The organism is candidate division TA06 bacterium, from assembly GCA_016208585.1.
In the GTDB taxonomy this organism is placed as follows: Bacteria; Edwardsbacteria; AC1; order AC1; family EtOH8; genus UBA5202.
In genome coordinates this window covers 1-26,818 of record JACQXR010000047.1, presented here as the reverse complement: position 1 = coordinate 26,818, position 26,818 = coordinate 1, and the positions used below count along the sequence as shown (strand labels likewise).

Annotated in this window: 21 protein-coding genes and 1 riboswitch; of the genes, 11 read left to right on the top strand and 10 right to left on the bottom strand. The window is 54.6% G+C overall.

Annotation, left to right across the window (positions count from 1 at the left end; translation table 11 throughout):
- The first annotated feature begins 107 nt into the window (after positions 1 to 107).
- From HY768_04020 to HY768_04005, 4 genes are all read left to right on the top strand, one after another.
- Complete coding sequence (locus HY768_04020) at positions 108 to 629, top strand: T9SS type A sorting domain-containing protein (GenBank protein ID MBI4726383.1); 522 nt, start codon at positions 108 to 110, stop codon at positions 627 to 629.
- A 4-nt stretch (positions 630 to 633) separates the two neighbouring features.
- Positions 634 to 2,283, top strand: a complete 1,650-nt coding sequence (locus HY768_04015; GenBank protein MBI4726382.1) for a T9SS type A sorting domain-containing protein — start codon at positions 634 to 636, stop codon at positions 2,281 to 2,283.
- Between the two features lie 167 nt (positions 2,284 to 2,450).
- Entirely contained in the window at positions 2,451 to 5,756 is a 3,306-nt protein-coding gene (locus HY768_04010) for a UvrD-helicase domain-containing protein (protein MBI4726381.1), read from the top strand.
- A complete protein-coding gene (locus HY768_04005; protein ID MBI4726380.1) occupies positions 5,753 to 8,578 on the top strand; it encodes a PD-(D/E)XK nuclease family protein in 2,826 nt (941 codons plus the stop codon). Before HY768_04010 ends, HY768_04005 begins: the two co-directional genes overlap by 4 nt.
- 56 nt (positions 8,579 to 8,634) lie before the next feature.
- Here the strand turns inward: HY768_04005 and HY768_04000 are convergent, their stop codons facing one another.
- The 10 genes from HY768_04000 to HY768_03955 form a co-directional block, all read right to left on the bottom strand.
- On the bottom strand, positions 8,635 to 9,462 hold the full coding sequence (locus tag HY768_04000) for an energy transducer TonB (protein ID MBI4726379.1): 828 nt from the start codon (positions 9,460 to 9,462) through the stop codon (positions 8,635 to 8,637).
- A 122-nt stretch (positions 9,463 to 9,584) separates the two neighbouring features.
- On the bottom strand, positions 9,585 to 11,144 hold the full coding sequence (gene lnt / locus HY768_03995; protein MBI4726378.1) for an apolipoprotein N-acyltransferase: 1,560 nt from the start codon (positions 11,142 to 11,144) through the stop codon (positions 9,585 to 9,587).
- A complete protein-coding gene (locus HY768_03990) occupies positions 11,141 to 11,773 on the bottom strand; it encodes a phosphoribosylglycinamide formyltransferase (protein MBI4726377.1) in 633 nt (210 codons plus the stop codon). The genes lnt and HY768_03990 overlap by 4 nt, the downstream gene beginning before the upstream one ends.
- Before the next feature lie 649 nt (positions 11,774 to 12,422).
- Positions 12,423 to 13,547, bottom strand: coding sequence for an N-acetylmuramoyl-L-alanine amidase (locus HY768_03985; protein MBI4726376.1), 1,125 nt, complete (start codon positions 13,545 to 13,547; stop codon positions 12,423 to 12,425).
- Between the two features lie 71 nt (positions 13,548 to 13,618).
- A complete protein-coding gene (locus HY768_03980; protein ID MBI4726375.1) occupies positions 13,619 to 14,698 on the bottom strand; it encodes a hypothetical protein in 1,080 nt (359 codons plus the stop codon).
- 46 nt (positions 14,699 to 14,744) lie between these two features.
- The gene (locus HY768_03975) at positions 14,745 to 15,848 is read right to left on the bottom strand and encodes a DegT/DnrJ/EryC1/StrS family aminotransferase (protein MBI4726374.1); all 1,104 of its coding nucleotides are present in this window, start codon (positions 15,846 to 15,848) and stop codon (positions 14,745 to 14,747) included.
- The gene (locus tag HY768_03970; protein ID MBI4726373.1) at positions 15,845 to 16,261 is read right to left on the bottom strand and encodes a WxcM-like domain-containing protein; all 417 of its coding nucleotides are present in this window, start codon (positions 16,259 to 16,261) and stop codon (positions 15,845 to 15,847) included. The genes HY768_03975 and HY768_03970 overlap by 4 nt, the downstream gene beginning before the upstream one ends.
- A gap of 53 nt (positions 16,262 to 16,314) precedes the next feature.
- The gene (locus HY768_03965; protein MBI4726372.1) at positions 16,315 to 17,265 is read right to left on the bottom strand and encodes a GNAT family N-acetyltransferase; all 951 of its coding nucleotides are present in this window, start codon (positions 17,263 to 17,265) and stop codon (positions 16,315 to 16,317) included.
- Between the two features lie 7 nt (positions 17,266 to 17,272).
- A complete protein-coding gene (locus HY768_03960; protein MBI4726371.1) occupies positions 17,273 to 18,721 on the bottom strand; it encodes a hypothetical protein in 1,449 nt (482 codons plus the stop codon).
- A 266-nt stretch (positions 18,722 to 18,987) separates the two neighbouring features.
- Positions 18,988 to 19,260, bottom strand: coding sequence for a zinc-ribbon domain containing protein (locus HY768_03955; protein ID MBI4726370.1), 273 nt, complete (start codon positions 19,258 to 19,260; stop codon positions 18,988 to 18,990).
- Positions 19,261 to 19,805: 545 nt separating this feature from the next.
- Positions 19,806 to 19,996: riboswitch (cobalamin riboswitch) on the top strand.
- Positions 19,997 to 20,184: 188 nt separating this feature from the next.
- Here HY768_03955 and HY768_03950 point away from each other — a divergent pair.
- The 7 genes from HY768_03950 to HY768_03920 form a co-directional block, all read left to right on the top strand.
- On the top strand, positions 20,185 to 21,075 hold the full coding sequence (locus tag HY768_03950) for an ABC transporter substrate-binding protein (GenBank protein MBI4726369.1): 891 nt from the start codon (positions 20,185 to 20,187) through the stop codon (positions 21,073 to 21,075).
- Positions 21,065 to 22,033 carry an iron ABC transporter permease gene (locus HY768_03945; protein MBI4726368.1) on the top strand — a complete coding sequence of 323 codons (969 nt, stop codon included), beginning with the start codon at positions 21,065 to 21,067 and terminating at the stop codon, positions 22,031 to 22,033. Before HY768_03950 ends, HY768_03945 begins: the two co-directional genes overlap by 11 nt.
- A complete protein-coding gene (locus tag HY768_03940; protein MBI4726367.1) occupies positions 22,030 to 22,800 on the top strand; it encodes an ABC transporter ATP-binding protein in 771 nt (256 codons plus the stop codon). The genes HY768_03945 and HY768_03940 overlap by 4 nt, the downstream gene beginning before the upstream one ends.
- Positions 22,801 to 22,830: 30 nt before the next feature.
- Positions 22,831 to 22,998, top strand: coding sequence for a YezD family protein (locus HY768_03935; GenBank protein MBI4726366.1), 168 nt, complete (start codon positions 22,831 to 22,833; stop codon positions 22,996 to 22,998).
- Between the two features lie 140 nt (positions 22,999 to 23,138).
- Positions 23,139 to 25,043 carry a TonB-dependent receptor gene (locus tag HY768_03930; GenBank protein MBI4726365.1) on the top strand — a complete coding sequence of 635 codons (1,905 nt, stop codon included), beginning with the start codon at positions 23,139 to 23,141 and terminating at the stop codon, positions 25,041 to 25,043.
- 123 nt (positions 25,044 to 25,166) lie between these two features.
- Positions 25,167 to 26,180: a transposase gene (locus HY768_03925; GenBank protein ID MBI4726364.1), complete on the top strand. Its 1,014-nt coding sequence runs from the start codon at positions 25,167 to 25,169 to the stop codon at positions 26,178 to 26,180.
- Positions 26,128 to 26,818 (top strand): hypothetical protein (locus HY768_03920; protein ID MBI4726363.1); only part of this gene is annotated, 691 nt, incomplete at its 3' end. The genes HY768_03925 and HY768_03920, both read left to right, overlap by 53 nt.

Sequence of the window (26,818 nt, the reverse complement as noted above, 5' to 3'; positions counted from 1 at the left end):
CCGACAGTATTCCCCCAACCGTAACCCTGCTTTACCCCAACGGCGGGGAGAGCTTTGCCGCCGATAGCTTGGTTCCCATTCGTTGGAACGCCTACGATGAGACCAAAGTGAACAGGATAGATTTATTCCTCTCATTGGATGGCGGAATAAATTACACCGACACCATCCGTCTCTGGGCGCCAGTGTATACGCCATACGTGTGGAAGGTTCCCAATAAAAGTTCAAAGACCTGCAAAATAAAAGTAATCGCCTATGATAGCGGCTATAACCCAATTTCCGACGAAAGCGATGTCAGCTTTGGGGTAACCATGACCGGGGTGGCGGGCGACCCAGGGAACAGGGAACAGATATTTGTGTTTAGACTTTGGCAAAATGCGCCGAACCCGTTTAAACAATTAACAACTATCAATTATCAATTGCCACAGGCCGGGCAGGTGAGCCTGAAAATTTACAACATAAACGGGCAATTGGTGAGAACATTATTTAAAGGGAACAAAGAATCCGGCCAATATTCTGTTATTTGGAACGGAACGGATAATAAAAACAGAAAAATATCCAACGGTATTTATATCGTTAAACTAAAGGCCAACCAACAAACCATAACCAATAGAATTATCTTAATCAAATAAAATAATGGTTTGGAAAGCCGAAACGCCCAATGCCGGCTGGGTCTTAAAATCCGTAAAGAATACCGGGGGGGTATGGGGGCCGCTTGAGACCATTATGGAACAAGGCGGGTGGTATGAACAGGGCCATTTTATAAGCCCGCCTTCTATGGTTATCAACAGCGCCGGAACGCATCTGGTAGCGGAGATTCAGGATGTTTACACCATCCCCGGCGGTCAAAAAGGCACTTGGGACTGGAATTTAATGTACGGCTTTCAAGCTTCGGGAAGTTCAGGCTATACTTGGACGACGCTGGACAGCGATTCCGGCAGTTGGGACGTTACTCCGCCGCACCTTTCCGCTTCGCCCACCATCTGCATTGATGGAAACGATGCCATTCACATTGCCTGGGATTACGAAGGCGAAATCTATTGGAAAATGTTTGATCCGTTTAAAAACCAGTGGGGCAGCAAGGTAAACCTTTCCAATAGTTCAGGCATTCTTTCAGAGGAGCCATCGCTCAATTTTTACGGCGATGTCCATGTGGTATGGCAGGAAGGCAGCGATATATATCACAAGAAAGGAAACTGGGGGTTGTCGCCTACTAAACCCGCCCCAAGTAACTTTTGTTGGGAAAATGCCGAAGATATAAGCCAAACACCGGGCACACCGTCTTTGGCGCCGGTTTTTAGCGGCAATTACGTGTCCTGGAGCGAAATGGGGAGCGACGGCAATAGCGAGATATGCGTATCGGCTTATAGTAATTTAAAGTGGAACTATCTGGGGAACTATAGCCAAAGCCCGTTGACGCCTTCGATATACCCCCAGATGGCTTACCGTCAGGATACCGACAGCATAAAGATATCATTGGTCTGGTCCGAAGGCTATGGCTCGCATTACAACCTTACCGGCAAAAACTTTACCGGGCCCAACACACCGCAGCTTTCGGCCGACGTCGGCGACAGTCTGCCTTCCATTTATACCATTCAAAGGGACGGTTATCTGGTCTATTCGGCCGCAAAAGGAAACACCATTACAGTTGATTACGACAGCACCGCACTTTTGTATTATTTGCCGTATCTGAACCCCGAACAAACCCAAAAGATCAAGATTGGCCTTTATCTTGAATATGGCTCAAAAGGCGGCAAAGTGTATAATTATATGGTTTCAGTAAATAAAATCTCGGTGGGTCTAATCAAAGTCCCAACCGGCCAAATGATAACGGCAGAGGTCGTTGTTCCCAAAAAGATCGCCCAGGAAGGGCGGGGGATACTTGAGATCAAAAACCTTAATGGACCGATAGCTGCCTGCGACTGGTGGGAGATGTATGCTTCGGCAAAGACAGGACACGGCCACGGCGGTGCCCAGTTCGAAGAAATCACCAGCGTCACGCCCGGCTACATCAACATGCTTTACCAAAACCGGCCTAATCCCTGCAAACGATTAACCACGATCAATTATCAATTAACCAAGTCCGGCCAGGTCTCGCTCAAAATCTACAACGCCCTGGGGCAGTTGGCGAAGACGCTGGTAAATGAAGCCAAACCGGCCGGGGCCTACCAGGTGGAATGGGACAGCCGGGACCGGGGCGGGCTTAAGGTTTCTTCCGGGGTTTATATCTACCGGTTACAGGCGGGGGATTTTATTGATACCAAGAAGATGGTAGTGATCCAGTAGTATCTTACCAGTAAAAGGGCCGAAGTTGAAAACTTCGGCCCTTTTTAGTATCCGGGCTAAAAAACACGATTTAAATACGCCATTTTAAAAAGAGGTCTTGACTATCCCGCCGCTTAATTGGTATATTAGGAAACGGCGGTTTAAGAAAAACCAAAAGGAGCGAGCAGATGTCAGATGTTTTGAAAAAAGACGGCCGCTACCGGTTTCCCCACCTGCTGTTGATCGAAGCCTCGGCCGGCTCGGGCAAGACCCAGGCCCTGTCCAGCCGTTTCGTGCAGTTCCTGCTGTCGTCCCGGATCGAGCACAACCAGCTGCCCCACCTGCTGGCCATCACCTTCACCAACAACGCCGCCCGGGAGATGAAACAGCGGATTTTAATCTGGCTGAAGGAACTGGCTTTGGGCAATGATCCAGGCTTTCTGAAACAGACCGCGGAACTGCTGGAAACAGAGCCGGAGAAGATACCGGCCTTGGCCTTTGAGATGGTGGACAAAATCATCGAACATTTTTCCGATTTCCAGGTCCAGACCATCGACAGCTTTACCAACCGGCTGGCCCAGGCCTCGGCCCGGGAGCTGGGCTTTAGGCCGGATTTCCAGGTTACCACCAGCTACGGCGAATTGCTGGATTATTCCCTGACCCTGCTGTTGAAACAGACCGGCCGGGACCAGGATCTGACCGGGGTGATGGGCCGGTTTCTGGAGCTGCTCAACGCTTCCGGCGGCAGCTTCGCCTGGGACCCCCAGCCCCTGATGCGCGAAAGTTTCGAAAAATTTCTGTCCATAGAGGCCAAGGAATCTGGCCGCTTTACTTTTAAAGACCAGACCGCCGAAAGAGACCGCTGTCTGGAAATCATCAAGGATGTCTACCAGCAGATCTGCGGCATCGCCCAGGAGCAAGGCTTTATGATGAAGGCCGACGCCTTTGCCTCATACCTGGAGCAGGGGAATGTGGACAAGATATTGGCCCGGTCCACCTACAACAGCGGACATACCCCGATGCTCAAGGGCAAGCCTCCCAAAAACAAACTGGAAGCCTATGAAGCGACCAAAGAACTGTGGGGGAAACTGGGGCCGGTGGTGGCTGGTTTGGCCGCGGCTCACAGCGAAAGCCACTATGCCGCCTATGGCCAGCCCTACCATCATTTCAAGCAGATCATGGAGCAGACCAAGCGGCGCCGGGGGGTGGTCCACATCGATGACATCGCCCGGAAACTGTCCCAGCAGTTGGACCAGGAGATGATCCCCGGGATCTACCTGGCCCTGGGGGCCAAACTCTGCCATTACCTGATCGACGAGTTCCAGGACACCGACCTGGCCCAGTGGCGCAGCCTGCACCCGCTGCTTTCGGAGGCCCTGGCTTCGGGCGGCTCGGCCTTCTTAGTGGGCGATCTTAAACAGTCCATCTACCTGTTCCGCAAGGCCGATTACAAGATAATGAAACAGCTCCAGGAGGAGATCCAAGGGAAGGCCAGACCCCTGATCTGGCTGCCGGCCAGCGTGGCGGACAGTTCGCAGGTGGGCGGCCTGGAGCAAAACTTCCGTTGCGGCCAGGCGATCCTGGAATACGTGGAGCAGGCCTTCCATCATAATCTGGAACAGCTGATCGGGGAGGGGATTTTGGGCCCCGACCGCACCGGGCTTTTGACCTATGTCCAGCGGCCGTCAGAGGGAACCGCAGGCCGGGGCTATGTCCGCACCCTGCACATTCCCAAAGGGGCGGCAGGATCCGGGGCTGCGGAGAGCTCCGGCGATCCCGATGCTGACCCCGGTCCTGATGCCGTTGCCGGCGCTGTCGCGGATGATGAGGCTGTTCTTGATGCCGCCGATGCTTCAGGCCTTGTGGACCAGGAGCCGGAGCGGGCGACGTTGCTGGAGATAGTTCAGGACGTGCTGGCCCGGGGTTACAGCCCCCAGGACATCGCGGTGCTGGCCCCCAAGAACAAACATCTGGGACAGGCCATCGGCTGGCTGACCCAGGCCGGCATCCCGGCCTCGTCATCCGGCGGGCTGGACATCCGCCAGCGCCGGGTGGTGGCGGAACTTATCGAGATATTGCGCTTTCTGGACTCGCCCATCGACAACCTGGCCTGGGCTTCGGTGGTCAAGGGCCGGATTTTGGCCTCGGCCGCCCAGGTAGCAGGCCTGGAATGGAGCCAGGCGCTGGCCGACGACATTCTGCTGGGGGCGGGGCAGAGGGCCGGGACGCGGGGATACCACTATCAGGAATGCCGCCGGGACCCCAGGTTCGCCCCGGTCTGGGGAAAGTTTTTTAGCGACCTCTACCGGCTGGCCGGGTATTATCCCCTGTACGACCTGGTCTGCCTGGCTCTGGGCCGTTTCGGGGTTTTTAAAAATTTTCCGGACGAGGCGGCAGCCCTGCTGAAGCTTTTGGAGACCGTCAACCAGGCGGAGTCACAGGGCCAGGGCAGCCTCAAGGATTTTCTGGAGGCCTGCCAGAGGCCGGAGCCGGAGCTTTTTTCCCTGGAGCTGCCGGAGAATGTTCCGGCGGTGCAGCTGATGAGTTTTCACAAATCCAAAGGTTTGGGTTTTCCGGTGGTGATAAATCTCCTGTACGACGAGGCCCAGGACAGCCGCCAGGTCTATTACGGAAAAACCGGAGAGGAGATCGCCCTATATAAGATCACCGCCGAAATCGCCGGCCGCACCAGGGAGTATCCCCATGATCTGGCGGCCTTGCGCGATGGGTTTTTGGCCGATGATCAGGTTCAGGAGCTCAACGCCCTGTACGTGGTCTGCACCCGGGCCCGGCATGAACTTTACAACCTGGTGATCTACAAGCCGCCCAAACCCAAAAAGGCCGGGGTCATAAAGAAGCAGGGCCCGGCCAAAGGGCCGTGGTACCCAAGGCTTTTCCCTCTTATAGATCAGGGCCATAAGGAAACCCTTTCCAGAAAAGCGGCTCCGGCCATACCCGGCCAGCCGGCGATAGGGCGGGGATTGGAGCCAGGCACGGACTGGGAGCCTGAGCAGTCTTGGGAAGGGGAGAGATATCTTAAGGCCCGGCTGGGCCAGTTTTACCACAAGCTGCTGGAGGGCGTTGCCGCCCTGCCGGACGACACAGAGGCCAGACTTTTGGCCTTGGCCCGCCGCCACCGGGAACTGATTCCGGGCCGGGATATAAAGGCCCTGGCCGCCCAGGTCAAAACCTTTTTGGAGCGCCGGGATGTGGCCCCGTTCTTCGTTAAGGCGGGGGGCCAGACCGTGCTCTGCGAGGCCCAGCTGGTGGGCCCCAACGGGGAACTGCTGCGGGTGGACCGTTTGGTCCGCGATGGAAACCTGGCCACGGTGATAGATTTCAAAACCGGCCGGTCCGATGATCCCAAACAGTTGGAGCAGCATCAGGCCCAGGTGCGCGGCTATCTCACGGCCCTGGCGGGAATTTTTCCCGGTCAAACCCTGGAGGGACAAATCGTCTATCTGGACGGCGACGTGAAGGAGGTGAGGCCATGAGCAGATCATACTTGCTGCCCAAGGGGTCGGATCTGGTGGCCAGAATCTGCCGGATGATTCCCAAAGACCAGGCGGACCTCTCCCAAACCATGGTAGTCTTTCCCGGCCGCCGTCCCTCCCATTTCCTGCTGCGGGCGCTCTTTAGGCAGGACCGCATCAGGCCTTTTCTGGCCCCCCGCCTCTTCTCCATCGACGACTGGGTGGACTGGGCGGCCCTAGAGCTGGGGCAGTCTGCCAGCCCGCTTTTGGCCGCCGACGGGGTGGCGCTGCTGTTCAAGTTGCACCAGGACCTAAGGCTGCCGGGGGATCAGGGGGATCCGCTGTCCTTCGAGGAATTCATGGCCTGGGGCTTCAAGCTGCTGGGCGATTTAGAGGAGCTGCGGCTGGAACGGGTTTCAAAGGAGCAGCTGAAGGGAGTCCAGGCCCTGGCCGGAGAGTCCTGGCCAGCCCGTTTTCAACAGATGCTGCCGCACCTGGCGGAATGGTATGAGGGGTTTTACCGGGAACTGGAATCCCAAAAATTTTCCACCCGGGCCAACAGCTATTTCCTGGCGGCTTCAAACATTGAAAGGCTGGACCTCTCGTCCTTTAAAACGGTGATCCTGGCCGGCTTCTACGCTTTGACCGGATGCGAGCAAGAGATCTTCAAGAATCTGGTAAAACGCGACAATGTGACCCTGGTGCTGCGGGACGGCCCGGGCATAGGCCGCATCATCTCCCAGCTAAAAGTTTTCCCGGAAAAGGCCGGCCGGGAGCAGGCTTCCCCTAAGGTCAGCTTTTACCGGGCCACCGACAGCCACGGCCAGGTGATGGGCCTGAAACCGCTGCTGGATCAAGCCGGGGAAAAACTGGATGACGCAGTGCTGGTATTGCCCCGGCCCGACACCGTCTTTCCCCTGATCCATCACATCCTGCCGGGACTTTCCGTCCCCTGGAACATCTCCCTGGGCTATCCATTGGAGCGCACCCCGCTCTACGGGCTGATGCAGTCGCTGGCCAAGGCCCAGGAAAGCCGGGACCAGAGCGGTTATTTTCTGCCGGACTATTTGCGGCTAATGCTGCACCCTTATGTCAAGAACCTGGCCCTGGGGAAGGCCAGCTTTCCTTCCCGGATACTGCTGCAGGCCCTGGAACAGGTCTTGAACGAAAGGGGGCGGAGGCTGGTGACCCTGGAGGAGATAGAAAACGATCCTGAGATCAGAATCAAACTTGAGCAAAAGCTTCAAGGGCTTTCGGATCAGGGATGGAACCTTGAGGAATTGTTCGCCCACCTGGCCGGATTGCACCGGCTGCTGCTTTTGCCGTTGGAGCAGCCGGACACGGTGGCCGCCTTCGCCTTAAATCTGTTGACCGTGGTGTCCCGGATAGCCGAAAACAGCCCGGCCGGCCGGCATCCCTATGCCGCCAAATTTTTTATGTCCATGACCGGCTGTCTGGAACAGCTGCAAAACTCGCTTTTGGCCGGCCAGTCCTTTACTGAAACCAAAATCTACTTCGGGCTGCTGGATGGTTTTGTCCGGCAGGCCCGGGTGCCGTTTCCCGGCACCCCCCTAAACGGGTTGCAGGCGCTGGGCTTTTTGGAGACCAGGGACCTGGCCTTTGAAAGGGTGCTGGTTTTGGACGCCAACGACGGCATCCTGCCCGAGGGCCGGATGCCGGATGCCATTCTGCCCCAGGCCCTGCGGACCCAGCTGGGGCTTCCCGGATCGGCCCAGCGGGAGCTGATCTCCCGCTATCATTTTGAAAACCTCATTTTTGGGGCCAAGGAGGTCAGCCTGTTCTACAGCCATGGCGGCGGGGCCCAGCGCAGCCGGTTTTTGGAGCAGCTGGTTTGGGAAAGGCAGAAGGCCGAGGGCAGGCTTTCTGCCGGCGGGGACAGGCTTTTAAAGTACGCCGAGTCATTTACCCAACAGGATCCGCCGCAGGTTTCAAAAACCCCGGCCATGATGGAAGCTGTGTCCCGGCTGTCGTTCTCGGCTTCGATGCTGGACAGCTACCTGGGCTGCGGGCTGAAGTTTTACCACCACTACCTGCTGGCGATACGGGAGCTGGACCAGGTGGGCGGCGACATCGAGGCCCGGCAGATCGGCACCACCGTCCACCGGGTACTGAAAATATTCTTCGAGGGCCGTCCGGACGGGCCCTTCGCGCCCCAGCCCAGGGATTTCGCAAGGATGGATGCCGTGGTGGACCAGGTCATAAGGGAGCTGCACGGCGATGTCCTGGACGGTGGCATGTGCCTGGTGGCCTCCCAGATCAAGGCCAGGATGGCCCAGCTGCTGCAGCACCATAGGGAAATGAAGCCGGCCCCGGAGGTCTTAGGCCGCGAGTTGAAGCTCGAGGGGACGGTGGATATTCTCCCCGGGCTGCAAGCGGTGCCGGTCAACGGCACCCTAGACCGGATAGACAGAAGGGGCGGGCGGCTGGTGATCGTGGACTACAAGACCGGCGGCTCGGCCAAAGTTCCCTCTTTTAAAAATTTCGATTTGGACCGGCGCCAGGGCTGGGCCAAGGCGTTAGGCTCGGTGCAGCTTCCGTTCTACCTCATGCTTTACTGCGCCTTCACTCCCGAAGCGGACCCGAAGGCGGTGGACAGCGAGCTGCTGCTCTTGGGGGGAAAGGCCATCAAGACACAGCCGCTGTTCAAGGATTTGGAAACCCGGGATAAAAATTATCAGGACTGCCTGGAGGCCATCGCCCGGCTGGTTAGTGAGATCCGGGACCCCGGCCTTCCCTTTACCGGCACCCAGGATACTCAAAACCAATGCCGGCACTGCGATTTCAAGGTGATGTGCGGCCGGCAGTGGGTGCCGGCCCAATAGCAAAAAACGGGACGCTAAAAGCGTCCCGTTTTTTTTGTCTCAAAGATAAAGGTTATTCACTCCAGGCTGAACACCACCGGGTAGCTCAGCCAGACCGCCACCGGTTTGTCCCCTTGCAGGGCCGGTGAGAAGATGGAGGCCTTTAAGGCTTCCATGGCCGCCTCGTCCAGGGCGTCATTGCCTGAGCTCTTTAGCACCCTGACCTTGGCCACATTTCCGCTCTTGTCCACCAGCGCCTGGAGGATGACCCTGCCCTCGGCCCCCATATTCCGGCAGATGGAGGGGTAGACCGGCCGGACCGCATTTAAGACTACTGGAGCCTGGCTGTGGGGTACAAAAACGCCGGGATAAGGAAGATCGGAGTTGTCGCCGATCACCGCGTTCTTGATCAGGCTATCAGTGGCCGGGGTCGAGTTCCTGGAATAGGCGTTCACAATATCCCTGTTGGTCTGGTCGTCCAGAATAAGGGTATCGGCCACATCGTCCTCAACCAATACTATTTTACTGCCCGGGGCCGGGCGTTTGATGATCTCCGGGAACTCCGGACCGGGATTGTCTTTGGGGTCAAGCGAGGGCGGTTGGGGGATCAACCGGATCAAAGAGTCCCTGGGCATGGGGGTAAAACCACGAGGCCCTTTCTCCGGTTCCACCTGTCTCAAGTTTTTTAAGTAAGGATAACCTCCAGCCGCCCCCATCACCAAAACCATCAGGACCACAGCACTGAAAAGGGCCGACTTCAGGTTAAAGCTTTCTATGGCCCGGTAGTTCAGCCGGGTATAGCCTGGGGCCGGCGCCAATCTGAATTTGAGGTAAAAGGCCAGGTAGCTTGCGGCGAACCCTAAAAGGGCTCCAGCCAGCGGGAACAACCAGATTATGTTTTTCATGGTAGGCCTCTCTTTTTTAGTTCTATAGAATATACAGGCCGAGGCTAAGATTTATTCCCTGAAAATAAAAAAGACGCCGGAAAGATTACCGGAGTCTTTTTGTCCAATGATGCCGATTTAGCCTAAGTGCGTCTTTTAACCAGAGTAATCAAAGCCGCCGCCGCGATCAATAAAATCAGAATATATATGAAGACATCGCCGAAACGGCTGTAAAAAGTCCTGAAGCTCAATAACGGAAGGGACTCCACCGTCACAGTTTGTTGGTAAAGGGGGGTGGGCTGGGCGACCCTCCCCGAAGGCAGGATGAACATGGAGATGCCGGAATTGGCGCAGCGGGCCACGGCCCGGCGGTTCTCCACCGCCCGTAAAACCGACATCTGGGCGTGCTGCAGAGCGGCGCCGGAACGCCCGAACCAACCGTCGTTGGTGATGTTGACCAGTATCTTTGATCCCCGGTTTACCTGATGTCTGGCGATGGCCGGAAAGATGGACTCAAAGCAGATCAGGCAGGACAGGATAAGGTCGGGCGTTTTGAACACCACGGTATCCTGCCCTGAAGTCCACTCGCCCTCGCCGAAACTGACGTTTTTCAAAAACGGGATATTGTTCTTTAAGGGGAACCTTTCGCCGAAGGGCACCAGCTGGCTTTTGGCGTAACTGCCAACAAGCCCCTGGCCCGGGGTGAAAAGAAAGGCGGCGTTAAAATACAATTCTTTCTGGCTTTCCCCTATGGCCAAATCCGGAGCCCCAGTCAGGATCATGGAACCGGTCACCTCAGATAACTGGCAAAGCTCTTTGAAATACTGGGCCTGGTACCTCAGGTAAAAAGGCATTGCTGTCTCGGGCCAAATCACCAGTCCAGCTTTTTGGGCGGAGGCTTCGCCAGTCAGCCTCTTGTAGGCGTTAAAATTAAAGCGCTGGAATTCCTTGTCCCAGCGCAGGCCCTGCTGGATGTTGCCCTGGATCAGGGCGGTCTTCATCTGGGGCGATTCCATGGAGATTTTTTCAACCGAGCGGACGGCCAGATGGCCCAGCCAGGGTGGCAGCAACAGGAGCAGGGCCAGAACTATGATCTGTGCGACTGTTTTAGGTCGGCGAAAAACTTCTGCCAACCTGGTGCGTTCCTTCCACAGACTCGACCCCAAGGCAAACAGCAGTCCGTTTACCAGCACGGCCCAGCAGGTCAGTCCGTAAACCCCGGTCAGCGACGCCATCTGAATGCTTGAAGTCCAGGGCGCCAGGGCATAGCCCAGGCTGCCCCAAGGAAATCCCAAAAGCCCCTGACTGCGGATAAAATCAAGCGCCGGGAGGCACAAGGCCAGCCAGGCCCAGAAGGGAATTTTGGAGCGCCCCGCCAGCCACTTGGCCAGGGCAAAACTTGCGGCAAAATACAGCGAGAGATAGAAGCCGATCAACGCCACCCCCAGGTACAACAGGGGCCGGACCCAGCCCTCCACCGCGGGATTGAAGACTATCCAATGCAGCAGGCCGATATAAAAGGCCGTTCCCGAAAGCCAGGAGAGCATAAATGTTTTTTTGACCGAAAGATCTTTGGCGGCGGCCATCAGGGGGATCAGGCAGACGAAAGCCAAGGGCCAAAGCGAGAACAAAGGGAAGGCGGAAAATAAAAGCAGGCTGGTGAGACCTGTTAAAAACAGTGATATGGGCCGTTTTCCGTTCATGACGGTTTTACCAGCACTTTTCGGTCCTTAATCTCCAGCCGGTTTTGGGCAAAGAGTTCAATAGCCTGGGAATAGGCTTTATGTTCTTCCTGCAGCACCCGCTCGGCCAAGGTGTCGGGAGTGTCTCCGGGTAAAACTTCTACTGTGCGCTGGAGAATGATGGGCCCGTGGTCTACCTCCTTGTCCACAAAATGGACGGTGCAGCCGGACTCTTTGATGCCCGAGGCCAGCACCGCCTCATGTACTTTATGGCCGTAAAATCCCTTGCCCCCGAAGTCGGGCAGCAGGGCCGGGTGGATGTTGATGATCCGGTTCTTATAGTGGTCCACGAACTCCGGGGTCAGCACCCGCATGAAACCGCACAGGCAAACCAGTTTTGCTTCCTGGCGGTCGATGATGGAAGCCAGCTCCCGGTCGAACAGTTCGCGGGTGGCGAAATCTTTGTTATTGACTACGAACCAGGGTAGCCCGTGCCTTTTAGCCCGTTCCAAAGCGCCAACGCCGGGAACATTGGAGATCACGGCGGCAATTTCTGCCTCCAGCTTTCCGGCCTCGATGTTGTCGATTATGGCCTGAAGGTTGGTGCCCCCGCCCGAAACCAGGCAGGCTGTTTTAAGTTTGTTTTCCATGCTTTAATTTTAGCGGAACTATCACTGGATGTCAATGCAAATATAAACCCTAATCGCGAAACCATAAACTCTAAACAAACACAAATATTAAATAACCAAAGCAAAAAGCATTGTCATTTGAGATTAAGAAAAGCCATATCAGACCCGATATTTGGTTTATCGAGTCCGTTTTGCCCAATATTAGACCCGACTCAGAAGCATATCGGACCCGATATTTGGTTTATCGGGTCCATTCTACCCAATATCAGATCCGATCAGAGCCATATCAGACCCGATATTTGCCTTATCGAGCCCGTTCAACCCTTTAACGGCTCCGATATCTTGGTTAACGAATCAAAACTTGAGGTCACAATTTGACTTCAAGTTTCACACGTCAAACTTCTTGATCAGCGTCCCCTGGTGGAATATCATTTTCCATTGGCCGTCAATCAGCTGCCAGATGGAACTGCGCAGGGAATATTTTTTATTTTCATCCGGCTCGGAATGTTTTATTACCTTTCATAGGGTGCATTGCGGATTACCGGCTGCAGCAATTTATTCTCAAGCTCGTAAATTGCTTTTTCTATCTTTTCTTTAGCCATTTTTGTCCTGCTAAGCGGTTGGGGCAATTCATGAATTGCCCTTATGCCCTTACAATATCCCTGACCCCCTACTGCCCCATTTCCTTCTGGTACTTCTGGGCAAAGGCCGCCAGGCCTGAGGCTATCCCCTGGGCGATCTTCTTGAGATTATCCGGCTTCTTCAAAAGCTTCTCTTCCTCTTTGTGCGAGATGAAAGAGGTCTCCACCAGAATGGCCGGCATGTAGGCCCCGTTGAGAACATAGAACCCGGCCTGGTTGATGCCCCGGCTGGGCACGGTGGGCAGTTTCCTGGCCAGCGACTCCTGCACCAGTTCGGCCAAGTCGCTGGACTCGGTCAGGAACTCGTTCTGGACCATGTCCCACAAAATGAACTGGACGTCGTCCTGGTTGGCCACGTTCTGCTGGGGCTGCTCAAAACTGATGGCCGAGTTTTCCATGGCCGCCGTGGCCCGGGCGTCGTCGGTCTTGGCCAGCGAGAGGAAGTAGGTTTCCACCCCCCGCATGGTCTTGAGCTTCGCTTTCTTGCGCGGGGCCGCGTTGCAATGGATGCTGATGAATATATCGGCCGCCTCTTGGTTGGCTATCTTGGTGCGGTCTCCCAGCGGGATGAAGGTGTCGTCCCGGCGGGTCATCACCACGATCAGGTTGTAGTCTTGTTCCAGTATGGTCTTGAGCATGAAGGCTATCTCCAGGGTGACGTCCTTTTCGCACAGGCCGGTGGGGCCCACCGCCCCTGGGTCCTTGCCGCCGTGGCCGGGGTCCAATACCACCTTTTGGATGCCGGTCTTCTCCTGGACACCGGGGCGGCGCCGGGCTTCGGGGATCTTGATCTGCTCCGGGCTGATGCCGCCCAGGCTCAGTTTGCGGTCCTGGCTGTCCCAGATTATGCTGCGCCCCCATAGGGTGATCAGGAAACGGGTGAAAAGCTCCATCGGCACATACAGTTCGCCCTGGTACAGCCGCACCGGGTTGAACAGGTTGTAGGATTTCCCGTCGACCAGAAAGAAGGTGTTGTCGGCCGAAAAACGCAGGGTGTGGCCCGGCAGCTTCAGGTCGGCGTTGCCGGTAAGCTCGGACCAGGCGGCCTGGGCGTTCCAGCTGGCGGACAGGTCTGTTAAACTGAGGTACTCCTCTTTTTCGAAGGTCACGGTCTCGGAGATCTTGGCCCCGCCCCGCCCGTCGATGATGGTCATCTGGTTGGGCGCCAATACGGCCCAGGCCCAGAGAGCCCCTGAACAAAGTGCTATAATTATTGGGATTCTTTTCACTTTAAACCAGCCAATCGGTGGATATTGTTAACTGCCTTTTCGGGATCATGAAATTCCTCCAGCCATTCCCGGCCTTTAAGGCCCAGCTCCCTTCTTTTCCAGGGATCCTTTATCAGGTTTTCTAATCTGTTCCCGATATTATTTTCATCAACTTCAACGAACGGATGATCTTTCGCTTCACGGGACATTTGGGGCGCCAGGCAGGTGGCCACCGGAATCCCCAGGGCCAGCCACTCCAGGGCGCTGATGCCGTAACCCAGATCCCCCAACTGATCCACCCCGATATCGCACCTGGCTCTCAGTTCCAGATTTTTTTGGTATGGCACATTTTCTATCAGCAACAACTCTACCGGGTATTTTTGGGACAGTTTGTCTATCGCCCTGATTATGGTGTCCGAACCCTTAGCCTGGCGGTTGGTGGGCGAATGACCGATGACGACTTTTTTACTCTGATTTTTCAAGGTGTAATTTCTTACTTCAAACCGGTCCGGATCGAAAGGGTAATAAACATGATTGATGTTGGAATGAAGCTCCAGGTGGTCCCATTCCACTGTTACATTGCAGTCCGAGACCGCATCGATCTCCGGCATCACTCCCCTTTTCCTGAGGTCGCTTCCGTAATAGCAACAGATCATTTTTTTTCCTGATCGATGCCAGTCGGGTATTAGATCATTGAATTTGAAAAAACCATGCCCGCCATCCAGTTGGTAAACATCAAAGCCATCCAGTCCGTAACTGCGGATGCTCTGCCGGATAAAAGGCCTCAACCAAAAATCCCGCATCCGGAGCATAACGGCAGACCATATGTTCTCCGGCCGCCAGACGGGAGGTATCGGACCGGGGCCGGTTTTCCTGTTGTTTTGCCTTAATTTCTCAGTGGAATAAAAAACCTTTTTTATGTTCTTAACCAGGCCCTGTCCCCATCCCGGAAGATTCAGGCAGATATCCTCCTCATAGCCCCTCCAGTCGCGGTTGAAAGTGACCAGCCGGCTGTAGTGCCCCAATTTCCGCTCGGCCTTGACAAAGGCTAAAGGAACTCCGGATATATTATAAGGTGCAATATGCAGTATCTTCATGCGGTCTTATACGGGATTAGCATATAGAGGGATATAAACAGGGTTCTCACTTAAGCGCCTTGATGATCTCATTGATCACGTAGTCCTGGGCGTCGGATGATAACTGAAGGCCCATGGGCAGGCTCAACGCCGTATCGGCTATCTCTTCGGTCAGAGGAAAATCACCGGTTTTATATTTGAGGGAGGAGTAGGCCGGCGATAGATGCGGCGGTATGGGGTAGTGAACCATGGTTTCGATGCCGGCCTGCTCCAAGGACAGTTTCAGCTTTTCCCGGTGTTTTGTCCGAACCACGTACTGGTGCCAGCAGGGTTCGCAGTCCTTGGGGGCCTGCGGCAGGACCAGGTCTTTCAGCCCGCCCAGCCTTTCCTGATAGCTGGCGGCCGCCATCCGGCGCTCCCGGTTCCATTGCTCCAGGTGCTTGAGCTTGACCCGCAGAAAGGCTGCCTGGAGCGGGTCCATCCGGGAATTGCCCCCGGGTATCAGGTGCTGGTACTTTGTTGGGGAGCCGTAGTTCCGCAGCAGCCTGACCTTTTCGGCCAGCTGCCCATCGCTGGTCACCACCGCCCCGGCATCCCCGAAGGCGCCCAGGTTCTTGGTGGGGTAAAAACTGAAGGCCGCCGCCTGTCCCAAGTTCCCGGCGGTCCGGCCGCGATACCCTGCGCCGTGGGCCTGGGCCGCGTCTTCGATGAGCAAAATCCGGCGGCGGGCGGCTATCTCCCCGAGCTTGTCCATTTCCGCTGGTAGTCCGTAGAGGTGAACGGCCATTATGGCCCGGGTTTTAGAGGTGGTCGCCTTTTCGACTCGGCCCGGATCTATGTTGAAAGTTTTCAGGTCCGGCTCCACCGGCACCGGCCTGGCCCCAACATTGGTGACCGCCAGCCAGGTGGCAATGCAGGTGTTGGCCGGGACTATCACTTCGTGGCCTTGCCCGAGGCCGTAACCCTTAAGGATCAGCTCCAGCGCCTCCAGGCCGTTGGCCACGGCCACGCAGTGCCCGGCCCCGCAGAACGAAGCGAACTCTTTTTCGAAAGCCCCGACCTCCTCCCCCAGGATATACCGGCCGGAGTCCATCACCCGGGCATAGGCCACATCCAGTTCGGGCTTCAGCCGGGTATAAGTGGACTTGATGTCGGCAAAGGCAACCTTCACGGCTCCAGCCTTTTGACCGCTTTGGTGAAATCGGCAAAACGGCGGTAATAATTCTTCTGGTCGTATTTTTCCGAAGCCAAAACCAGGCAGACCGATCCCGAGGAAAAATTCTCGATCTCCCTCCAGACCAGGGGCGGGATATACAGCCCGGAGTAGGAGCGGTTGAGATGGTGCCTGGTGCTTTTACGTCCGTCGCTAAGGATCACATCAAAACTCCCGGAGATGGCTATCAGGAGCTGCTGGCAGGTCTTCAGGGCATGGCCGGCCCTGGTGGCCCCGCCGGGCACATCGTAAAGATAGAAGACCCGCTGGATGTCAAAAGGAACATGCTTCCGGGCTTCTATGAAGGTCAGGTTGCCGTTGGGGTCGGTCATCTTCGGCAGGTTCATTATCTTGGGGGCGATTTTTTTCATTTTTTCGGACTGGTTCGGACTGGTTAGGTTGATGTTGTGCCGGGCTGTAATCTCTAGAGCATGATCTGGAATTGTTCGAAGACCACTCCTCCCGCGCCGAATTCCGTCTTGAACCGGTACAGGTTCTGGTTGAGGACCCGGCCCTGCTCCAGGTTGCTGGTACCAAGGTCTAAATAGCGGCCGCCGGTTTCCTTGGCTTTTAAGATGCTGTTCTCCAGCACCAGGTCCAGAGCCCCGTTCTTACGGCCCTCCTCGTCCGAGGCCAGATACTGGGTGCGGGTAACGGAATGTGTTTTATAAAGCAAGGCCCCGGCCACCATTTTCCGCCCCAGCACCGCCGCCACGCATTCGATGTTTTCCGGGAAAAGTTTTGAAAGTTTGGTGATCTCTGAAAGTGAATGCACCGGGCTGACGTTATGTCTCTGGCGCAGGGTTTTCTCTAGCAAGCGCCAGAAATCCGGAAGCAGCTCTTTGCCGGAAACTATTTTCAGGCCCGATCCCGCCGCCTTGGTCAGGCAGCGTTTCCGCCGGCCGGAAAGCTGTCCTCGGGAAAATAAATTTATCACCGCCGAAAGCTCGCAGCGGGCAAGCCGGCCATTGAGCCTGGAAATGGCATATCGGTCATCTTCGGCCGGAATCCGGTGATAGAAAAAAGGGACAGCCTTATAAGACAAGGATTTATAGCCGACATTGGAATAATACTTGGCGATCATCCCCAGGGCATTCACCATATCCTCTCCCCGCAGATCGCCTTTGTGCACTATCCCGCCGTAAGTTATTCCCGGATGACTGATGATTGCCATAGGCTCATGAGGATCAACGGCAGCCGGAAAAGCCGCCACCGGCAGACCTTGCGAATTCTCTATGATCAGGGAAACATCCTTGAACCTGTTCCCATGGTAGGATAGATACCTGCGGGTATGCAGGAAAGTGCCGTTCCACGAATCCTCGACCAGCTGATTCCAGGCCCCAGAGTCTTTTTTTTGATAGCGACGTATTGTCATGGTTTTTTCACTTGAAAACGGATACGTATATGTTTCGTTCCCGCATGATTCTGCGCTCCCCCATGCTGTAGCCCTCAAAAAGGTAGGCCGGAAATGTTAAAAAATGCTGCCCGGTGAATATTTTAACCTGGTGCTCCGGCGGAAGGTAAGGTTCGAACGGTCCCTCCACCGGATAAAAATACCCGGCATTGACCGTGGTCAGGCTGGTGTCCAGCATTGCGGGGTCGATTCCCTTGATCTTGGGGGAAGGCGGAGCAATCACCCTTTTGACCGGCTGTCTTTCAAAAATAATTTTGCCGGAATCCAATCCCGGCCATAATATCCGGTACCGGTACAAAACATCCCGGGGATAGGCTAGGCCGCTGTAACTGAAGGCAAAGAAGGTGAAGGAAATCACCGAGGCCGCGATCATCAAGGCATATGAAACATTCCTCCACCTGGGCATTTTTAAGGATCCCGGCCCCTGGAAACCGGTCCAGACCAGAAAAGGCAAGTAAAGATGCAGCAACCTGCCGTAAAAAACCATCTTATGGAATATCGCCGAAATCGAGGCATGGATCATAAAGCCCGCCCCCGAAAGGATGAACAGCAAAAACACATAATCCTTAAGCAGTTTCTTTGGCCCCTGCCGCGCCAGTTCCCGGACAATCAAGCCGGCATACCACAAAAGACAGATCACCAGCAAAAGGCCGATCATTCCTTCGACCTGGACCAAATACTTGACTCCGAAGGTATAACCCTCTTTGAACGAGCCCTGGATTATGGTCGCGGGCAACCCCCTGGCATTGTTCAGATATGAGCTGCCTCCCAATCTGGCCAAGCCTTCAAACACCAGCATCACCAGCGCCAGCGAAGCGGCAAAAAACCCGGTGTTAGCCAATAATTTTTTGGCCGGCTTTTCTCCGCGGCCCCTGATCCACAAAGCGCCCCAGACCAAGACCGGGATGTAATAGTAACCGGGATAGGTCAAAAAACTGAGGGCGGCCAAAGCCCCGGCAATCCCGGCTGTTTTGACGGAGACTGCAGCTGTCCTATTGTCTTTCAAGATATAGAACAATGCCGACAAAAATATCAGCAGCGCCGCATCATAAGGCAGCAGATGCCGGACATAGATATTGCTGTTGGCCAACAGGGAATAGACGACCGTGGCTGAAAATGCCGGATAAAAATCCCTCCATAGAATTAATGAAACCCTGTAAAATACCAGCGTCAGCAAGATGGAAATTAAAAGGTTGAACAACTGGGGGATCACCAAAGAGACCGGCAGCCGGGGGTCCCAACTCGCAGTGTGGTAAAGAATCCCCTGGATGCCGGCAGGCATCAAACGAAGGATGGCATCACCGGGACGGGCCTGGGTAATGAAAATATTATTAAGGAATCCTTTGAAATCCAGGCTTTTCAAACAATCCAAAGCATAAATGCTATATCCATAGCGGCTTTCATCGGGAAAGGCCATAGCGCCATTGCCCAATAGGCTAATTCTGTAAAGCCCCAGCAACAATATAAAAATAATTATTAGGTATTTTTTATTCATCAATCTTTGGAGACCTTTAACAGAGGCTTAAACTTTTAATTATATCCTAACCTATTGTAATGTCAATAAAAAAATGCCCCGGCAGGCTGGGTTGGCCTGACCAGGGCACCAGGGAAAAGTAAGAACCCCTCCGGTTGGGACAGAGAGGTTCTTGATTACCGTATATTTTAATGTACAGTAATTGGCTATTAGCGCTTTTTGTTAAAGCAGTCCGAGCAAAGCACCGGACGGTCGCCGGTGGGCTTGAAGGGGACTTCGGCTTCGTTGCCGCATTCGGCGCAGGTCACCTTGAACAACTGGCGCGGGCCGCGTTTGGAGGCCTTATTGGCCTGACGGCAATCCGGGCAACGTTGGGGCTCGTTCTGAAAGCCCTTCTGTTGATAGAACTCCTGCTCGCCGGCAGTGAAAGTGAATGGCTTGCTGCAGTCTTTGCAGGTTAGGGTCTTGTCCGTGAAACTCATGTTTCTCCTTGGAATTTTGGGTTTTTTGTCCGGAGGAATAAAAAAACCGTTTTGGTTTAACAACCGAAACGGGATTTTACTTCTCCAAACGTTCTATTGTTACTTTGTGCATAATAACATAATTTTGACAATTTGTCAAGTGGCAGATTAAAATATTTCAATATTTTTTTGGCTTAGGCCTTTGACCTGAATTCCGCCGGCTTGACAGGAATGAAGCTCCTCGCAACAAGCTACGGGGTATCTATAGGTAGTTTATCTGACATGATCGGCCGGATTATTCTTATCATAAACAGGCGCGTCTGGTTGTGGTTAAAATCATGTAAATCTTGCCTGATCAACACGTCGTTTTTGTACGCTCATCGTCAGTTGCTCCTTTCCTAATGATTGTATCATTGAAAAGGTCTGACGGCAACCGATTATTAGGGGACTCGCCGTCCCCTAATAACCCCTGCTTTTCAAGGATGCCATTCATCCCCCAAGCAGAGCTTGTGGGTTTTCTGGCATGAATTTATAAAATCAGTGGTTGACAGCGCCCCGCTTTTGGAATATAATCCTGCCTTCAAGGTGCCCCGATCCTTTTCGGGGATAATCGGGAATCCCGTGAAAACCGGGAGCTGCCCCGCAACTGTAAACCGACGTTAAAGTCGCGATCACAAAGCCACTGTCTTTAAAAAGGACGGGAAGGCGATCCGGCTGCCGGCAAGCCAGGAGACCGGCCTTGAAAGGGACTTGGAACTGGATTACTGGGATTTATTCACGAACCCCAAAAATCTATTCCCTGTTCCCAGTTAGTATTCCGGCTTCGCGGGAAGGCCGGGCTGAAAAAGCATTCGTTTAGGATTGCCAGCCCGTTCTTTCGGCAAATAAGCCGAAGGAACGGTTTTTTGTTTTTATAATACTCCATCACTGCAAACATATCCAATCATGAAGCGATTTCCTTATTTCTTGTTCTTGATATTTTTCCTGGGCTGCAGCTCCCAGCCCCGGCCCCAGGCCAAAGAAGCCCGGACCATCGCCGATGACCTGGGCCGCGCCGTCAGACTGGAAGGGCCCCCTTCAAGGATCATCTCCTTTGCCCCCAGCCTGACCGAGATGATCTATGCCCTGGGGGGTGATGACCGGCTGGCCGGCGTCACCTCCTGGTGCAACTGGCCGCCCCAGGCCCGAAGCAAAACCTTGGTCGGCGATATGATGAGCCCCAACTTCGAGCGGATGGTTTCGCTAAGGCCCCAGTTGGCGGTGATGATCGGCAGCCGCCCCGGCCCGCTGCTGAAAAAATTTGAAGCCCTTAACATTCCGGTGATCTGCTTTAAGGATGAGACCGTGGCCGACATCCGGCGGGCCTTAAATGTCCTGGGCCTGCTACTGGAATGCCCCGCCAGGGCAGACTCCATGATCAAAGACATCGACAGCCGGCTGGCCACGATCAAAGCCGCGGTGGATTCGGTGCCTCTGCCCGAAAGGCCGAAGGTCTTTGCCGAGCTCGGGTCTTCCCCCCTGTTCGCTGCCGGCGATTCCAGCTTCATCGGCCAGATGATAGCCCTGGCCGGAGGGATCAACGTTACCGGAAATATCGGCTCATCCTACGCTGCGGTCAACCCGGAACTGGTGGTCAAAAGCGATCCCGGCATCATCATCGTCCTCCATCCCCAGGCCGGAAGAAAAGACATCGCACAGCGGCTGGGCTGGCAGAATGTTTCCGCCGTCAAGAATGGAAAAATCTACCCCGGCCTGGACCAGGATGTGATCTTAAGGCCCGGCCCTCGTTTTATAGAAGGGTTGAAAATACTGCATGAAATTTTCTATGCGCCGTGAAATAAAAGCCTGGTATTACCTGCTGCCCGCCAGCCTGGCGGCCATCTTGCTGGGCCTGGCTTCCGGGCCGGCCGGATTCGGGCTGCTGACGGACCCGCAGGTGATGGCCATTCGCTTGCCCCGGGTGCTTTTGGGTATGCTGGCCGGGGCGGGGCTGGCCTCGTCGGGGGCGGCCCTGCAGTCTGCCTTGGGCAACCCGCTGGCCGAGCCTTATCTGTTGGGCGTTTCCGGGGGCGCGGCCTTCGGGGCGGCCCTGACCCTGCTGCTGGGGCTTTCGTCGGGATGGGGCGGGGCCATAAGCCTCCCCTTGTTCTCTTTAGTCTTCGGCCTGCTGGCCCTCTATGCGGTTTACCGGCTGGGACGGGTGGGCTTCCGGCTGCCCTCGGAGACCGTGATCCTTTCCGGGATAATCGTCAACGCCTTCTTCTCGGCCCTGATCATGCTGCTTCTGGCTTTGGCCGGCCGCCAACTCCAGGAGATGATCTATCTGCTGATGGGCAACCTGGGGATGATCTTCGGGACCCAGAGCCTCTATCTGTTGTGGGTCTGCGCCGCCACCATCATCCTCTGCACTGCCTACCTCTGGAGCCAGGGACGCAACCTGGACCTGCTTTCTTTAGGAGAACATCCGGCCCAGAGCCTGGGCCTGCCGGTGGAGAAACTAAAAGTAAGAATTCTGCTGGCCTCGGCCCTGATGGTGGCGGCGGTGGTCTCGCTGGCCGGGGTGATCGGCTTCGTGGGACTGGTGGTACCCCATCTGGCCCGGATGATAATAGGCCCCAAGAATTCCAGGCTGGTGCCGCTGTCGGTGCTGCTGGGCGCAAATCTTTTGGTGCTGGCCGACGCCCTGGCCCGGACCGCCGCTCCCCAGGAGATCCCGGTGGGAGTGATCACCTCGCTGCTGGGTGTGCCATTTTTCACCTACTTGTTACGGCGCAAAAAGAGGGCCGGGCTATGATAACTGTAAAAAACCTTTCCTACAGCTATGGGCCGGTGAAAGCCCTAGACGATTTGAGCTTTTCCCTGACGGCCGGGAAGGTGGTCGGCCTTTTGGGCCCCAACGGTTCGGGAAAAAGCACCCTCTGCCTGTGCCTGGCCGGAATGCTAGATAGGAAAGGCTTTTCAGGCGAAATAAAAATAGCGGACCGAAGCCATTCACAGTATGCCCCGGAAAAGCTGGCCCGGCAGATGGCTGTGGTCTTTCAGGACAATATTTTTTCTTTTGACTTTACCGCCTACGAGATAGCGTTGATGGGCCGCAACCCCTATTTAAGGCCCTTGCAGCCCGAGGGGCCGGATGATTATCGGATCGCCGAGCAGGCCATGCGCGATTGCGACTGTTATGGCTTAAAGAACCGGCCTATCAGAAGCCTGTCCGGCGGGGAGCGCCAGCGGGTGGTGCTGGCCCGGGCCCTGGCTCAGGCGACCCCGGTCCTGCTTTTGGACGAGCCCACCAACCATCTGGACCTGAAACACCAGAAACAGACCCTGTCGCTGGTCAAGGGACTGGCCGCAGCCAAAGGCGTATTATCGCTGGTGGCACTGCACGACCTTAACCTGGCCGGGCAGTACTGCGACTACTTGATGCTGTTGGACCGGGGCAGCATCGTCAGCCAGGGTCCGCCCGATGTCGTTTTTAAAAAGGACATACTGGAACAGGTTTTTCAAACCGACTTGAATATAATTCGGCACCCTAAAACCGGCCAGCCACAATTATTAATGTGAAATAATATGAACCCGCCTCCGGCAAATAATATGTCAGAACAAAACGCCAAGTTATCTGACGCAAAAATACTGGATGAAATAATCGCCGCTATCCAGGATATCAACTATGGCGAGATCCTGATAACCATTCATAACTCCAAAATTGTCCAGATAGAGAAGAGGGAGAAAAGAAGATTCATCCCGAAAGGAGGGACTTGATTATGTGACGTTTATTCGGCCCAGCCGGAAACAAAAGCGACCGTAACAGACGGAGCTTAAATTGCATCTATTACTAAAAACAGAAATACCAGCCTACTGGACCACCAGAGGTTAAAAACCTCAAAGGAGCATACTATACCATGTTGTTCTCATTAATAGCCGTTTTATTTATAACCGCAACAAACCCGGACAGCGCTGTTGTTTCTGCGGTCATCCCGGACAGCACTATTTTGCTCAAATCTGGAGAGCTAAAAGACTCCCTGCCTGTTTACCGGCTCAAAGGGATGGTGGTCACCGCCACCCGGACCCCGCTGGCCGAGCGGTCCGCCCCGGCCTCGGTGTCGGTGATCGAGCCGGATCCGTTGACTCCTAATTTGGATGCAGCCAACCGGCTTTCCCAGACTGCCGGAGCGTCACTGGGCGGTAACGGAGGCATCGGCAGCGTCCTGTCCCTTTCCATCCGGGGGGCTGCTACCAACCAGGTGCTTTATTTATTGGACGGCCTGCCGGTCAACTCGGCCCAGAACGGATCCTACGACCTCAACCGGATACTGAGCCAAGCCCAGCGTATCGAGATAGTGCGGGGGCCGGCCTCCAGCCTTTACGGGGCCAACGCCGTGGCCGGTGTGGTCAACATCATCACCAAGGATTCCAAACAACTCAAACCGTATTCCAGGATAAATTTTGAAAAAGGCGGCTACAGCTCCCAGGTTTGGGAGGCCACCGTCTCCCGGCCTTTGGCCAAATGGGCCTCGGCCTCCATGGGTGCCACCTGGAAGAAGACCGGCGGACAAAGGGTCAATTCCGACTACGACGGCACCAATTATTTCCTGGAACTGTTTGCCCAACCCTATTCCAGGATCGAGACCAAGCTGCGTTATCAGGAGTATAAGTCGCAGAACGGCGTGCCGGGCTCGGTGGATTATCCCTCCCCCACCAAAAGACAGAAAGACTGGGGAAAGGACTTCAGCTTCAAGGCCAGCTACGACCAGAACAGCTTTGTGGCCCTCTCTCGTAATTCCATAGAGAACATGATCTATTCCACTGTTGACAGCCGCAACTATACCTTGCAGACCAATGTGGAAGGCCAGTATCAGCATTCATGGATGCCCCAGATTAACACCACGGTGGGGGTCGGCTATCAGATGGTAGAGAGCGATATTACCGACGTGGGCCAGCCCGAGTTAAAGCACAAAGCGGCCTTTTTGATCCAGCAGGTGGAGCCTTTAAAGGATTTACTTTTCGTGGGCAGCGCCAGGTATGACAAGGACTTTGCCTATCAGCGCCAAATATCGCCATCCCTTTCAATTAACTATGGATTCTTTGAATATTTGAACTTCTATACAAGTTATGGGCAGTCTTTCCGGGCCCCAACTTTAAATGACCTATACTGGTATTCAGTCGACAACTACTATGGTACAAATTTTGTTTATTCCGGGAATGACAGTCTCCTGCCCGAAAAAAATGCTCAATTTGAAATTGGACTAAAGCTGGGGACGATACGTACTAATGGCACCTTATGTTTTTACCGTTCCAAAACCACCAATTTAATTGACTGGGGGCAGCAGACATTCCTTATGCCCGATACTTTGTTTACAAAGGCTGCGAACATCGGAAAAACCATAACCCAGGGGGTCGAACTCCAAGCTAGTCATACTCTATTTGACATGGTCACCTTAGACCTGAACTACACCTATTGTCTGGCGGTACAGGACACTATTGGCAGACCTGGGTTGCCCTTTAAGCCCCAGCACATCGCCAACGGTTCGGTCACCATCAACGACATCCAGATCGTGCCAGACCTGAAACTGGGCTGGAAGTTCTGGTCACAGTACAGCGACATCCAGAAAGCCGGGAACTGGGATCCGGTGGATAATCTTCCGGCCTATATCATCAGCAACCATGTGCTATCTTTAAAGATCGCCGACGCCCGGGTCTATTACAAGGTGGAGAACCTGTTCAACGCCAATTACCAGACCCGCTACGGCTACCCCATGCCCCGCCGCACCCAGTCGTTCGGGGTGACCCTGGAGTTGTGGGACTAACCTGATAAATCATAAATTCTAACCTGAATCCGTGAGTTCAAATTGAACAAACCTGCTGAAAACCTGCACAAACACTGGGTTTTATGATATAATTAGCGCATTAAAAAATTCACCTGAAGGAGTATGACTGTTTGGATCAGTGATGATATAGTTTCCGGTTGGTATTATCGCGGTCCGCAGCGGCAAGGCGGACGATTAGTCTATTCGGATGTTGCCATTGAAACGGCGTTGAAGCTCAAAGGAATATATCATTTGCCATTGCACCAAACCCAGGGATCTGTCTATTCCCTCTTTAAAGCGCTGGTCGTGACAATAACATCGCCTGACTACACTCGGTTTTCACGGCGTGGGGCAACCGTCAACCCTTCGCTGCAGGCCTCAATGCCATCCCGCCCGATAGCGTTAGTGTTCGACAGCACCGGATTGAAGGTGTACGGAGAAGGCGAGTGGAAGACCCGGATGCATGGCATCAGCAAACGTCGCACTTGGCGCAAATTTCATCTGGCGGTCAATGCCAGCAATCAGGACTTTGTGGTGGTATGGCAGGATGACCGGGACGGCTGGGTTGATATTTATGCCCGGGTATACAATTACAAATGCGAACCACAGACTCCGGAGGTCAAGGTCAACGAGGATGGGATAAAGCTGGACCACATTCTGCCGGTGGTAAGCTTTACCGACGCCGGCATTGCCGTGGCCTGGCAGGACAACCGGGACGGCGTCACCAAAGCCGACATTTATTTCCGCTATTTAAAATATGATCTTTCGCCGATTACCCCCAGCAAAAGGGTTAACGGCGATGTTGAAGCCAAGCATTTTTCTCCGGCCATCGCGGCCTCGGATTCCGGATATTTCACTATTGCCTGGATCAGCTATCAGAACCACGCCTATGGCGACATCTATGCCCAGCGCTATGACCGCGATGCCAATGCCATTAACCAGAACATCAAGGTCAATCTTTCCATCACACCGGTGGCCTGCCGGATACCATCTGTGACTATGGGCATAGACAACGTTTCCTTCTGGACCAGTTGGGCCGATTCCCAAAACACATCCCTTATGTATCAGATCCGGGCCCGTTATTTTGACAAAAACCCGGGTCAACGGGCGGGGCGACATCTTTGGGCAGTATTATAAGCTTGTCTCCGAAAAGGACGATACCCTGAATGCCGCGGGCGAAAACTATAACATCAGCAACGACAAGGCCGCCGGGCGCACCATCTGGTATCATCCCAAGAAAGATTACGACAACCCCGCCACCCCCGGCTGGAACGAAGATCCCATCGCCGAGCCGGAGTCGCTCTACATCCCGCTGGATTCGGCCTATGTACTGGCCTTTAAGGAACGCAACATCCCCAACCAGTTGTTTGTCCAGATCACAAACACCGAGGTCTTGGAATATATGTGGCGCGACAAACAAAAATTGAACAGCGCCGAATACGATATGTGCCTGCTGGATTTGGGCTATGCCGAGGACGGATCCAGCGCCGGAACCATCGAACCCGAACAGCAGGATACGCTGATAAAATTTGCCAATGATGTTTCCAAATGCCTGTTGGCGACCGGAAACGATTTTGGCGAAATGTACAACACGGACTCCATATTCACCTTCTTCGGTTCCAAATACGTTGGGCCGGGAAACCCCACCGCAACCGGCAATATTCAAAAAATAGAGGGGATCGCCGGCACTTTTACCGAAGGAATGTCTTTTAATTATCCCTACCAGCAGGCGCCGGACAACTCGGTGGATATAATAGACCAACTGGCAGCCGGAA